11 protein-coding genes and 1 pseudogene are annotated in these 11,523 nt (G+C 71.3%); 5 read left to right on the forward strand and 7 right to left on the reverse strand.

What is annotated here, in order from left to right; genetic code table 11:
• Window positions 1-367: 367 nt before the first annotated feature.
• Entirely contained in the window at window positions 368-937 is a 570-nt protein-coding gene (locus tag ACFVX6_RS39435; RefSeq protein WP_389699410.1) for a hypothetical protein, read from the reverse strand.
• Between the two features lie 273 nt (window positions 938-1,210).
• Between ACFVX6_RS39435 and ACFVX6_RS39440 the strand changes: the two genes are divergently transcribed.
• Window positions 1,211-2,043, forward strand: a protein-coding gene (locus tag ACFVX6_RS39440; protein WP_389699411.1) for an IS5 family transposase whose coding sequence is annotated in 2 segments (ribosomal slippage) — window positions 1,211-1,550 and window positions 1,550-2,043 — 834 coding nt in all. Because the reading frame shifts where the segments join, the coding sequence is not laid out codon by codon here.
• 313 nt (window positions 2,044-2,356) lie between these two features.
• Here ACFVX6_RS39440 and ACFVX6_RS39445 read toward each other — a convergent pair.
• The 3 genes from ACFVX6_RS39445 to ACFVX6_RS39455 form a co-directional block, all read right to left on the reverse strand.
• The gene (locus ACFVX6_RS39445) at window positions 2,357-2,563 is read right to left on the reverse strand and encodes an HIT family protein (protein ID WP_389699412.1); all 207 of its coding nucleotides are present in this window, start codon (window positions 2,561-2,563) and stop codon (window positions 2,357-2,359) included.
• Window positions 2,564-2,630: 67 nt separating this feature from the next.
• The gene (locus ACFVX6_RS39450; RefSeq protein ID WP_389699413.1) at window positions 2,631-3,131 is read right to left on the reverse strand and encodes a cupin domain-containing protein; all 501 of its coding nucleotides are present in this window, start codon (window positions 3,129-3,131) and stop codon (window positions 2,631-2,633) included.
• A 113-nt stretch (window positions 3,132-3,244) separates the two neighbouring features.
• A complete protein-coding gene (locus tag ACFVX6_RS39455) occupies window positions 3,245-3,733 on the reverse strand; it encodes a MarR family winged helix-turn-helix transcriptional regulator (protein WP_389699414.1) in 489 nt (162 codons plus the stop codon).
• 118 nt (window positions 3,734-3,851) lie between these two features.
• Here ACFVX6_RS39455 and ACFVX6_RS39460 point away from each other — a divergent pair, with 118 nt between their 5' ends.
• The 4 genes and pseudogenes from ACFVX6_RS39460 to ACFVX6_RS39475 form a co-directional block, all read left to right on the forward strand.
• The gene (locus tag ACFVX6_RS39460; RefSeq protein WP_389699415.1) at window positions 3,852-4,163 is read left to right on the forward strand and encodes a DUF1330 domain-containing protein; all 312 of its coding nucleotides are present in this window, start codon (window positions 3,852-3,854) and stop codon (window positions 4,161-4,163) included.
• 130 nt (window positions 4,164-4,293) lie between these two features.
• Window positions 4,294-4,815: a cupin domain-containing protein gene (locus ACFVX6_RS39465; protein WP_389699416.1), complete on the forward strand. Its 522-nt coding sequence runs from the start codon at window positions 4,294-4,296 to the stop codon at window positions 4,813-4,815.
• A 494-nt stretch (window positions 4,816-5,309) separates the two neighbouring features.
• Entirely contained in the window at window positions 5,310-5,741 is a 432-nt protein-coding gene (locus tag ACFVX6_RS39470) for an OsmC family protein (RefSeq protein ID WP_389699417.1), read from the forward strand.
• A gap of 107 nt (window positions 5,742-5,848) precedes the next feature.
• Window positions 5,849-5,978, forward strand: a pseudogene (locus tag ACFVX6_RS39475) (IMP dehydrogenase); the annotation flags it as partial.
• A gap of 149 nt (window positions 5,979-6,127) precedes the next feature.
• On the opposite strand, the gene ACFVX6_RS39480 reads toward ACFVX6_RS39475, so the two are convergent.
• The 3 genes from ACFVX6_RS39480 to ACFVX6_RS39490 all read right to left on the reverse strand — a co-directional run.
• The gene (locus ACFVX6_RS39480; protein WP_389699418.1) at window positions 6,128-6,727 is read right to left on the reverse strand and encodes a flavoprotein; all 600 of its coding nucleotides are present in this window, start codon (window positions 6,725-6,727) and stop codon (window positions 6,128-6,130) included.
• Between the two features lie 50 nt (window positions 6,728-6,777).
• On the reverse strand, window positions 6,778-8,145 hold the full coding sequence (locus ACFVX6_RS39485; protein WP_389699419.1) for a lanthionine synthetase C family protein: 1,368 nt from the start codon (window positions 8,143-8,145) through the stop codon (window positions 6,778-6,780).
• On the reverse strand, window positions 8,142-11,523 hold a 3,382-nt coding region (locus ACFVX6_RS39490; protein ID WP_389699420.1), incomplete at its 5' end, for a lantibiotic dehydratase. The genes ACFVX6_RS39485 and ACFVX6_RS39490, both read right to left, overlap by 4 nt.

The raw sequence follows: 11,523 nt of genomic DNA on the forward strand, positions 1-11,523 counted from the left end.
CCAGCCCCGTCGCCCATCGTGCGTCTGCTCTGGCTTGGAACCCCACTGCCGAACTTCCCGGTGCGCGCGCCCGCAGCCGACGCCTTCACCGAGGTACCGCTCTTACCGAACTTCACTGCTGGGTACTTCCACCTGCGTTAACTGCGTACCGCTCATGGCGGCCCCTGATCACTGCGGGCCACCCGGTCCGGGCGTCAGTCCCGTCGCCATCCTGCACAAGCTGTGGCTTCGACACTCCACGACCGCACCGCACTGCTGAACTGCAACTACTTGTACTTCGTGTACTGCTGCCCGGCAGTTCGTCTCTGCCAGGCCCTTCGGTCTCTCTGGCTACGAGAGAAACCATAACCAGACCGCGGCCCAATGTCTACTCCAGCCGGCATAGATTTCTGCGTATCTCTCGATGAGGAATCTGAGTGCTCCGCATGGAGGAAATCGAAGCCGGCGGGGTTGGCCGGTGGGAGCACCGTCCGGCGGTGTGGGGGGCGTACTCCAGTAGACCGCCGTCGCCGGGGTCGGCCGGCGCTTCGGTGAACACGACCAGGGCCAGCGGATAGTCGTCCGTGTGCGCGCCGTGGGTGTCGCCCTGCTGGTGGAGGATGTTGATCACGTGTCTTTCGAGGGGGTCCCGTACCGGAACTGCCGCGATGGCTGCGATCCGGCCGAGCAGGCGAAGCAGGCTCTTGTCGCCGTACAGCCCCGCGATCAGCTCGGACTCCTCGGCGATGACGTGGCCGCCGAGGGTCGTCATGTGGCGGGGCGAGTCGTCCATGCACTCCATGGAGAAGTCCCGCCGCACGGCGAGCTTCTCCAGCCTGCGGACCTCGCCGTCCAGGACGGACAGCGCGTCCGGCGACACCAGAGCGGGCAGTGGAAGGTAGCCGTCGGTGGCGAATCGATCGTGCAGGGCAGGGGTGAAATCCGGTAGGGAGAGCACGGACCTGCCCTACCCGATCCCGTCCGTGATCTAGCCGCTCGGCCAGGTCCCGCCGCCGGAATGGCGCCCAGCGCCCACCTGCGGCGGGCCGGCCTGGACCAGGACAACGTCCGCCTGGTCAACCCGCTGCTGATCGAGTGACGTGGCCGGGGGCGGCGGGCTGGAGCCCCGAGACCGAGCGGAGTGCACGCAGTGTGGGCCGCCGCTCGCCCTGGCCGTCGGCACGGCCCTAGGGCGTGTCCGCAATGTCGGTCGGTCGTTAGGCCGTTCGTGGTGCGACGTCATGAACTGACTGATCAGGCCTGGGAAGTGATCGGGCCGCTGCTGGCTCCTCCCCGGATGGGCCGTCCGGTGCGGGACCGCCGGCAGGTCCTCAACGGGATCCTGTGGAAGCTGTCCACCGGGGCTGCCTGGCGGGACCTGCCCGAGCGGTATGGGCCGTGGAAGACGGTCTATGAACGGTTCCGCCGCTGGTCGGCGGACGGAACCTGGGACCGGCTCCTGGCCCACGTCCAGCAGCACTCCGATGCGATCGGCGAGGTCGACTGGTCGATCGTCTGCGTCGACTCGACGGTCGTGCGGGCCCGCCAGCACGCCGCCGGGGCCCGAAAAGGGGGACCTGGCCGGGCGAGGCACTCGGACGTTCCCGCGGCGGACTGAGCACCAAAATCCACCTCGCCTGCGACGGACAAGGCCGGCCCCTCGCGTTCACGATCACCGGCGGGAACATCAACGACTGCACCCAGTTCGAGCCGGTCATGGCCCGCATCCGCATCAAACGGTCCGGGCCAGGCCGACCCCGCACCCGACCCGAGCGAGTGGTCGGCGACAAGGGCTACAGCTCCCGCAAGATCCGCGCCTACCTGCGGAAACGCGGCATCGCCTGCACCATTCCCGAACGCGTCGACCAGATCAACGGCCGCCTGCGACGAGGCGAGAGCCTGTGCCGTCTCGACCGCGCCATTTACCGGCGCCGCAACGTCGTCGAACGCTGCTTCAACCGGCTCAAGCAGAACAAAGCCCTCGCCACCCGCTACGACAAACGAGCCCGCCACTACAAAGCCCTCGTCACCCTCGCCTGCCTACGACTCTGGCTCCCCACCTGACATTGCGGACAGGCCCTAGGCCTGCCGGCATCCAGGCTGGTCCGCCAGACCCTGGACACCGGCTGGGCCAAACCCACCAGCCTGGGGCTCGCCACCCTGGCACGCCCGTTCCTGACCTACGCGGCCGCCGTGCTGGTCGGCGGGAACAGATTCGTCGCGGCCTTCACCACCGGCCTGCGGTACGCCTCCGCCGCACATGCCGCGGGTGGCGACAACCTGGCTCTCGTCCACGACGCCGGGCACCTGATGGCACTGACGGTCTGGTTCGTCTTCGGCCAGATCGTCGCCGACACGTTCGTGCAAGGCGTCAGCGCTATCGGCTGGCTCGGTTGGTTCCCTCCGGGGCGAAGACGGCCTCGACGGCCAACGCCACCTTGCGCACCACGAGCATGAGACTGCTGAACGCTGTCTCGTCCATGTCCCGGACCACGTGCTCGATGTGAGCCTTCGGCGCCACCAGCACCTTGCCGGCCATGGTGGGCCCGGGCGCATCGTCGACCGCGAGGTACGCGCCGCGCACCACGGGGCGGCCGAGCTCTTCGGACGACGCCCAGGAGGGTGCTGCAGACCGTCAGGCCCCGTCGCCGTCACCCGTTGCGCGAGGACTCCCAGAGCGCGCTGGTGCCGAAGTAGGAGTCGTACAACTCCTGCACCTCCAGAAGGCTCTCGGGCGGGACCTTCCCGTACCGGATCCGCTCCAGGTGCCGGAAGTACTCGAAGCGCTCGACGCCCGGCGTGATGATGACGAGCATGTCGGCGATCTCGCCCGGGGCGGCGGAGAAGGCGTGCTGCTGACCGGGCGGTACCACGACCACGTCGCCGCGCTCGGCCGTCACGACCTGGTCGCCGGCGAGCAGCTGCGCGGTGCCGTCGAGGACGTAGAACATCTCTGCGGACTTGCGGTGATGGTGCGGACGAGCCCCGTTCGCGCCCTTGGCCAGAGTCACGCGCATGGTCGAGAGCGCGCCACCCACCTGGGCGCTGTCCACGAGCAGGTGGTTCTGGACCGGGGCGCCGTCCCCGATGAGCTCGGCGTCGGCAGCGCGTACGACGACGGAATCATCGAAGTCGGGAATGAAGAAGGACATTCTCAGTAGCCTGTTCTGTACTTTTTCGCCAGGGAGGCATTTGGAGTACCGGCCACGCACGCCCTCCCCTCGCTTGTGCGCAGTAGGTCAACTCGCGGCCGATCGGCGGCCTGTCATTGGTTGGCGTCGCGGATCTTCCTCAGGATCGGAACCATCACGGCGATCTCTTCGGCTGTCAGCACGTCGTGAACGTGCCGTTGGGTCGACGCCAGGGCCACGCTCCCCCGCTCGCCCGCCTCCTGGAGACCCTCCGGGGTCGGCGTGACGAGAGTGACGCGCCGGTCGGACGGATGGGCCCCCCGCGTCACCAGTCCGCGCTTCTCGGCCGCGTCCAGTAGGCGCGTGGTTCGCGTCGTGCTGGTCGCGAGTGCTCGCGTGATGTCAACGGTGCGCAGAGCGTGCCCGGGGGTGCGTGCGAGGCGGAACAGCAGGTCCGAGATCGACGCTTCCAGGTCGCCGCCCGGGCTGACCTCCGCGTCGATGCGCCTGGTCACGGCCAGGTACGCCTCGCGCAGCATCCCGTAGGCCTCCCAGCGGGGGTCGCCGAAGAGCTCGTCCATCGCGTCGACGGTCGCTTCTTCCACCGTTTCATCCATCGTCATCGCCTTCGCCTTCGCCGCCCTGCCGCACACGAATCCCCTTGCGGGACTGTCCCGATCGGTAGTAACTTCGGGACTGTCCCGAACGGGACGATGTTGTCACAGTCGCGAGGAGATTTACATGACCGCGTACGCCCTGTTCGACAACATCGAGGTCACCGACCCGGCCAAGCTGTCGGAGTACGCCCGGCGCGTGCGCACGGTGGTGGAGCGCCACGGCGGTCGCTACCTCGCCGTCGGGGGCCAAATCGACTCGGTGGAGGGAGAGCCGATGCTGACCTACCCCGTCCTCATCGAGTTCCCCGACCTGGCCGCCGCCCGGGGCTGGTACGACTCCCCCGACTATCAGGAGCTCAAGGCTTTGCGGCAGTCGAGCTCCAGGGCGAACGCCACCCTCTTCGAGACCGGTCCTTCCGATCTCGTGGAAGCCTGAGCAACTGCCCGGCAGCGTCGGGCGACAGGTACGAGAAGGCGAGCGCGAACCCCTCACGCCTGCGCGGTGATCAACCTTCTGGCCGTCCAAGCAGAGCCAGTATGCCCAAACCGAACGACAGGAGAGCACGATGTCGTACCCGGAGCACCTGCAGTACCCCGAGCCCCGCTACCACGGAGACAAGGGCGAGGTGAACGCGTCGTTCCGTACCGCCGACACCCCGCCGGACCTCATCTCGCCCGGCGGTGACGCTTACCGCTACCTCGCCACGCACGAGTCGACCGGCGGCGAGTACGGCCTCTACAAGGTGGATTTGGCAGCACGGGCGGCCGGCGCCAAGACCCACTTCCACAAGGCGATGTCGGAGTCCTTTTACGTCCTCTCCGGGCAGCTGGAACTCTTCAACGGCGAGAAGTGGGTGACGGGGCGCGCCGGTGACTTCCTGTACGTGCCGGTCGGTGGCCTGCACGCCTTCGAGAACGTGACGGACGAGCCCATGTCGATGCTCATGCTCTTTTCGCCGGGCGCCCCGCGCGAGGAGTTCTTCGAAAGGGTCGCGGAGATGTCGCAGCGCGGGAGCGAGGAACTCAAGGAGTTCCGAGTGCGGCACGACAGCTACTTCGAAGAGGACTTCGAGGCGGGCGCGGTGTAGCGGACTGCCGTGAAGGATCTCGACCGGTCCAGGAGGGACTGGGACCGTCGGGGCTCGGCGGGGCCGGGGGGCGTCATGCCGGACCCGAAGGCCGGTGGCGCCGTTGCCACCGAGTGGTGCGGCGTTGGGCTGACGTGATCAAGGTTTCCGCAGGTGAGGGTGGTGTTCCAGGGCTCTCGGGTGTCCTGGACGCGACAGGTCCTACGCAGGACGGAGTGCGCTCGGGCGCCTCCGTCAAGGTCAGTTCGTCGCACATCAGCAGCCGCACCTCGGCCGTCGGGAGGTCATGTGGATTCGACCAGCGTTGCTCCGACCCCACGTCTGGATGTGGCATCCGGAGCAGATCGCCGGCGGCGGACCGGAGCCCAGCCGTCCAGGCCCCTGAAGGCGTCCGGCCCCGAAGTGAGCCTGGCCCCCGTGAGGCCCGGCCGTACATCCTCCTGCTCCGCCGTGTGGCAGCGCTTTTGTGTGAGGGCGGGGCTACCGTCGATGCCATGACTGCTGATTCCCTGCGCTCCGTCACCGTCGAGCGAACCGGTCCGGGCCTGTTCACCGCGACCAACTCCCGCGGCGACACGATCACCTTCGGCACCGGATCCGACGGGGGCTTCACCCCCGTCGAGCTCTTCCTCGCCGCGATCGGAGGCTGCTCGGCGGCCGACGTGGACGTCGCCACCACCCGGCACGCCGAACCCACCGAGTTCTCCGTCGCCGTCCAAGGACACAAGGCCCAGGACGCAGGCGGAAACCTCATGACCGACCTCGAGGCCGGCTTCACCGTCCGCTTCCCCGAAGGCGAAGGCGGCGACCGGGCCCGAGCGATCCTGCCGCGCGCCGTAAAAACCTCCCACGACAAGCTCTGCACCGTCAGCCGCACGGTGGAAGCCGGAACCCCGGTCACTGTGACGGTCGTCGACACGGACTGACCAGCCGTTAGCGGACGACGCAGCTCCGACTGAGTGGCTGCCTTCGGACGGCCCCTTGCCCTGCACGTACGCGGCAACGTGGTCGACGGGGAGGCGTTCACCTTCCTCGCCGCACCGGCGAGTACGCGCCGATCTGCTCCGACGGCGGGCTGGTGCACGACTACCACGGGGCCCTGGGACTGGCGATGGGGGCCGACTTCGTCATGATGGGGCGCTACTTCGCGCGCTTCGACCACGCGGCCGGCGCGAAGCTGCCCACCCGGGACGGCTTTCAACGTCACCCTGCGGGATACCCCGGCGACGGTCTCCTGACACGCTGCCGAGTCCCGACGCGCGAACGACCGGAACAAGCCCGGACACCCTGGTCGCGGTCGTGGGCGGGCGTGTCAGGCCGTCCGGCGCTCGGCGAGTGCCTTCGCCCCGCACTCCAGCGCGGACCCCAGCTCGCTCCCCCAGCCGTCGGTGGTCCGGCCCTCGTGTACGGAGGTGCCCGCCGCGGGGGGCACCACGAAGAAGCCGTCCTCCTGCAGGGTGCGCAGGTTCCGTCGGACCGCCGGGCGGCGCAGTGCGGTGGCCGGGATCGACGGGCCGATGACCACGGGTGCGTCCGTGTTCATGACCGTGGTCAGGGCGAGGTCGTCGGTGATGCCCGCCGCGCACTTCCCGATGAAGTTGACGGTGGCCGGCAGCACCAGGACCAGGTCGGCCCACTCGGCCAGCTCCTGGTGCGGCACCCGGCCCTGCTCGGTGTCCCACTCGGGCCCGCTGACCGGCGCCTGGGCCGCGGCGGCCAGAGCCCGCCGGGACACGAGAAGTTCGGCGGACGCCGTCAGGCACACCCGTACCGACCAGCCGCAGGTCACTCGTAGCCACATCGCCCAGGTCGGCATCTTCACCACGTCGAAGGCGCCCGTGCCCACCATGAGGATCTGCCCCCGGGGCAGGTCGAGGAGATCGCGTGGCGTCGCATGGGTGTCAGAGCTCATGGTGGGGTCTCCTCGGACGGGGCGGGTGCGGGCGCGGGCGTGTGCGGCGCTCAGGACAGGAGCAGTACGCGGTCCCAGTGCGGGCCGTCCCCGGATGCTCCGGACGCCGCGGGTCCGCCGGGCAGCTGCGAGAGGAGCGCCGCCGCGACTCCGGCCGCCCCTTCGAGGAGCCCGCCGTTGTCCACGGCGCGCAGTGGCTGCGTACGGTCCCAGCCCAGGTCGGACCGTACGGGCGACAGGTGGCGGAACCCGAAGGGTGCTTCCGGGTCTGCCAGGGCGGCCAGCCCCTCGGCGAGCGGTGCGGCCTGATCCAGCAGTTCCCGGTCCCCGGTCAGCCGGCCCAGCCGCCACGAGCTCTGCAGGAAGCCGGCCCGGCCGTGGCAGAGGGTGGGGCCCTTCAGATGGTGTTCGGTGGCGGGACGGCGCAGCAGCGCACGGGCGCCCTCGAGGGCGAGGCGGTGCCAGCCTGCCTCTCCGGTGAGCCGTGCGGCCCTGGCGAGCGCGTTCGCGATGCCCACCGCTCCGTAGCACCAGGCCCCGCCCGAGGCCGCGGCGGCGTGAGCGGAGGGGGACGTGCTGCCGCCGGCGCCCCGTACGACCTCGTCGTCGAAGGCCAGCCGCGGCTCCCAGTAGGGGCCGTGCGCGTCGTGGTCGGTCCGGTCGGCGAGCCAGTGTCCCATCCGGTGGACGGCGGCGGGTTGGCCGTCCACCGTCACCCCGGCCTCCGTGCAGAGGGCCAGCAGTGTCAGCGGGCCCGCGATGCCGTGGGCGAGACCGAGGTTGAAGTCCCCGCGGGGGAACGTCTTCTGGTCCGCGGGGGTGGCCTGCAGTGAACTGGGCACCCACCAGCCGGGTACCCGGTGGCCGTCGACCGTCAACGGCCGGGACAGGGCGGTGAGATGGGTGAGGAGGGCCCGCAGCGCCGGTTCGGCCGCGGCCCGCTCCTGAGGATCGCCTTCGACCACCGCGCCGAGCAGCAGCCGGCCGGTGCCGGCGGCGCCGGAGATGACGTCGTACGCCGACCAGTCCACCCCCGCACGGGGCGGTGCGGCGGCGATCTTGGCCGACACCTCCGCCGCAACGTGTTCGGTCAGTTGGTGGCGCAGCCGCGGATAGTGCCCGCCGAGCCGTGCACAGGCCTGCGCGGCCACCAGTACCGCGGCGGGGCCGTGGTAGAGCCCCGCGCTGGCGGTCCCGTTCAGGGCCCGCGCGGCCACCGACAGGTGGGCGTGGGCGGCCGGCAGCCGGCCCGGATCGTGGCCGGCGAGTTCCGCGAGGAACAGCGCGGCGCCCGCGCTCCCTTCGAGCGACACCGGCTCCCCGCGCTCGCCGGGATGCCGGACCAGCGTCGCGGGATCGGCGAGTGCGTCCGCCACCCGTGCGACGGCGGACTCGAGCAGGCTGGTGGCCGTGGTCACCGGTGGTGCCTCCTTCGGTCGGCGTTGCCCGTCAAACAGGAGCGAGCGGCGGCGTAGGCCCGCCGTTCCGCATCCCGGTCGGGGCCGAGCAGGCGGTTGCAGGTCATGTGCAGGAGGCTCGCCAGTACACGGGGCAGCGGCGACCAGCTCTCTTCGGCGTCGGCGATCGTGTCGAGGACTTCGCGGTACTCGCGCAGCCGGGCGGCCTGGTCGGTCAGCGCGGCGAGCACCTCTCGCCCGGCCGGGCTCTCGGCGAGCACGGGCCACCCGCCGACCGGGTCGACCAGGCGCAGCCACTGCGCCCGGTCGGCGCGGAACCCGGGTGGGAGGTCGTGGCCCGCCGCGCCCGCGGCGAGCCAGGCGGCCCCCGGCTCCTGCGGCCCGTACCGGTCCTGCGCGGTTGAGCCGGTGCCGGTGTCGGTGTCGTGGCTGTGGGTGGTGTCGTGGCTGTGGGCGGTGTCGTGGCTGTGGGCGGTGTCGTGGCTGTGGGCGGTGTCGTGGCTGTGGGCGGTGTCCTGGCTGTGGCCGGGCGGCGGACCGAAGGCCTGCGCGATCGAGGCCATCGACATGGCCGCGAGGGTCTCCGGGTCCCAACGGAGCCCTTCGGCCCCCTGGTCACGGGCCGCCCGCGGCAGGGCGAGGGCCAGGCGGCTGTCGGCGGCGAAGAACCGTTCGGCTGCCGCCTGCGCCTGCGGTCCGCCGTACCGCTCCCACTCGGGCTCGTACGCGTCGAGGACACACCGCCCGATCAGGCCCTCGGCGGTCCACTCGAGGACCGCCGTACGCAGGGCCGGCAGCAGCCGCTCCCACAGCGGCCCGGTGGGCCCGTGGAAACGCAGCCGGAGGTGGTCCTCCTGGTCCCGGTAGCGGATGAAGAACCACCGGTCCACGAACTCCCCGTGCTCGGCGGGCAGATTGGCCAGACCGGCAAGGAAGGGGGTGAGCCGTTCGCGGAGGAAGGCGGGGACGTGCCGTTCGGGGAGGTAGAGCTTGGCGTAGAGCCACTCGCCGCCCACCTCCGCGGACCGCCGTCCCGCGCTGCGCGCCGGACCTGCGGGACGGCCGACGAGGGGCGCCACGGGGTCGTTGGCGCCGGTGAAGGCCAGTGCCAGTTCGGCCTGCCGGGGCAGTCCGTCCGGGCCCCGGAGCCAGCCGCCGGGAGATTCCCCGCCCCCGGGGATCTCCGTGGCGAGGTGGTCGGCGTCCTTGGTGAGCGCGTCCCGGAGCACCTCCAGGTGCCAGCGGTCGGTCAGGTCGAGGGGCAGCCGGTGATCGAGGCGGCTCAGTACAATCCGCTGCGGGACGCCCCAGTGCTCCCTCCACTCGGCCACCGCGGCGGTCCACGCGGCCGGGCCCCGGGCGGTGTGTTCCCGCAGTTCGTCGAGACGCCAGGTCGCAGGGGAGATGACCGTGCGGCCGTAGCGGACGCGGGGCAGGAAGGGAGCGCTCTTGACCGGGCCCCAGTCCCAGGGGGTGCACATCCGGGTCCCGTCCCGGCCCAGTTCCAGCAGGAATCGGGCGGCGTTCGGAGCCTGTCCGCGCAGGTCGAGGGCGTGCGAGGTGTGCGGGAGCAGCCTCAGGCCGGTGGGCAAGTGGACCGGGTAGAGGTGGTCTGCGTTCCCCGCGACACCGATCTCGTCGAGCCGTACGGTGGTCGCGGCCGGGTTCGGCGGCAGCCCCACGGTCACTTGGTGTCCGGCCGTACGGGGGCTGTTGGCGATGTTCAGGGCCCGTGCGCTACGCGGTTGGAACGCGACGGTGAGGTGCGCGGCCCCGGGTACTTCCCGGTGCACGGCGGCGGCCAGTTCCTCGGTGATGCCCCCGGTGAGTCCCGCGAACCGCCCGAACGTCGCCCCGGCTTCGGCGGGGGCCGGCCCCGGGCCGGTGACGAGCAGGAAGTCCCCGCGGTCGAGCGCCTCCTCGGAGTCCGCAACCAGGGTGCAGAACAACTCGCAGGACCTGGGCAGCGTTGCGGGGTCCGGCTCGCCGCGCGTGAGCCGCTCGACGAGGTCGTCGTCCAGGACCACCTCGCGGGTCCTGTCCCGGAGCGCCGTGGCGGCCAGTCGACCGAGCAGCAGATCGCGGGTCCGCTCCGTCGGAGCGTGCGGTTCCTCGGTGCGCGAGGAGGCCGGCCACTCGTACCCCGACGGCGCTCCCAGTCCGACCGTGTCGTCGAGCAATTCGAGGACCGGGACGACCCGGTCGGTGCCGTAGCGCTCGATGAAGTCCCGATGGTACGAGCGAAGTGACGGCATTCCGGGGCCCGGCGGCGACAACCTCCACAGGACGTCCATCGAGCGGGCGGCCTCGTCGGCCACGGACTGCGGCAGCCGTACGTCGGCGCCCAGGGCCAGATCCACGTGGACGAGCCGGTCGTCTTCCCGCACCGCTCCGAGCCTGCGCAGTGCGGATTCGAGGTCGGCGAGCGCCGCACGGCGCGAGCCGGGAGGGGCCGCGTCGAACCGGTCCCGGGCCGCGGACGCTTCCCGTAGCCCGGTCAGGACCGGGAGCGGTGCGTCGGCGGATTCCTGGGCGCCGGCGAGCACCCCGATGAGGCGGGTCAGCGGATCGCTGCCGTCGAGTACCGGTCGCATGCTCGTGACGAGGAACTCCTGCCGGACCAGTGTGGCGAGGAGTCCGGCGACGGCACCGGCCGGGGCCGTGGGAAAGCGCCGTTCGAGCGAGGCGATCGCCGCACCCACCCGGATGCCGTCCGGGCTCGAGGCCAGGTAGAGGGCGGCCGTGACCACGGGAGTGACCCGCACGGACACCTCGCTGCGGGCCGCGTCGCCCGCGCTGGTGCCCGGATTCGAGGGCGTGGCCATGACGAGCCGACCGCCGCGAGGGAACACCCCGGTGTGCGCGTGCACGCTGAGGTGCGGCAGCAGCGCGGGGTCCGACTCCAGTTCGCGGACCAGCCGGGAGAGCCAGTCCAGATCCACCCGGGTACGGCTGGACGCGGGACCCGGCCAGGACACCTTCGCCGAGGTGCCGATGCGCACCGGGGCCACCCCTGCGAACAGCCCGAACGGGGTGCACCGGGACCGCATCCTGGCCTCGTAACGGACCACGGACAGCGCGGCCTTGCGCAACTGGCCGTCGGTGCGCGAAGCCAGCGCCTCGGGCTCGGCGCTCGACTCGACCAGGCGTGCCAGCGAGGCGCTGGCCACGTGCAGGGCCTCCATCAACGGGGCGTCGGCCGCCGCCGTGCGCAGGACCTGTTCGCAGGCCGTACGGCTGTCGGGAGGTCCGTCGGGGGACGTCCGGCCGGGCCCTTCGAGGCGGCCGCGTGCCGGTGCTCGCAGCAGGGCGGCCGGTACGGCGCGGAAGTACGGGCGGTGCGCGGCCTTCGGCGGCATCGGGACCGGTCCTCTGACG

The organism is Streptomyces sp. NPDC058289 (assembly GCF_042880975.1).
In the GTDB taxonomy this organism is placed as follows: domain Bacteria; phylum Actinomycetota; class Actinomycetes; order Streptomycetales; family Streptomycetaceae; genus Streptomyces; species Streptomyces stoeckheimensis.

Coding starts and splice junctions, on each gene's coding strand:
- ACFVX6_RS39480 (WP_389699418.1), bottom strand. CDS start 6,727: ATGAGCTCTGACACCCATGCGACGCCACGCGATCTCCTCGACCTGCCC.
- ACFVX6_RS39455 (WP_389699414.1), bottom strand. CDS start 3,733: ATGACGATGGATGAAACGGTGGAAGAAGCGACCGTCGACGCGATGGAC.
- ACFVX6_RS39465 (WP_389699416.1), top strand. CDS start 4,294: ATGTCGTACCCGGAGCACCTGCAGTACCCCGAGCCCCGCTACCACGGA.
- ACFVX6_RS39460 (WP_389699415.1), top strand. CDS start 3,852: ATGACCGCGTACGCCCTGTTCGACAACATCGAGGTCACCGACCCGGCC.
- ACFVX6_RS39450 (WP_389699413.1), bottom strand. CDS start 3,131: ATGTCCTTCTTCATTCCCGACTTCGATGATTCCGTCGTCGTACGCGCT.
- ACFVX6_RS39470 (WP_389699417.1), top strand. CDS start 5,310: ATGACTGCTGATTCCCTGCGCTCCGTCACCGTCGAGCGAACCGGTCCG.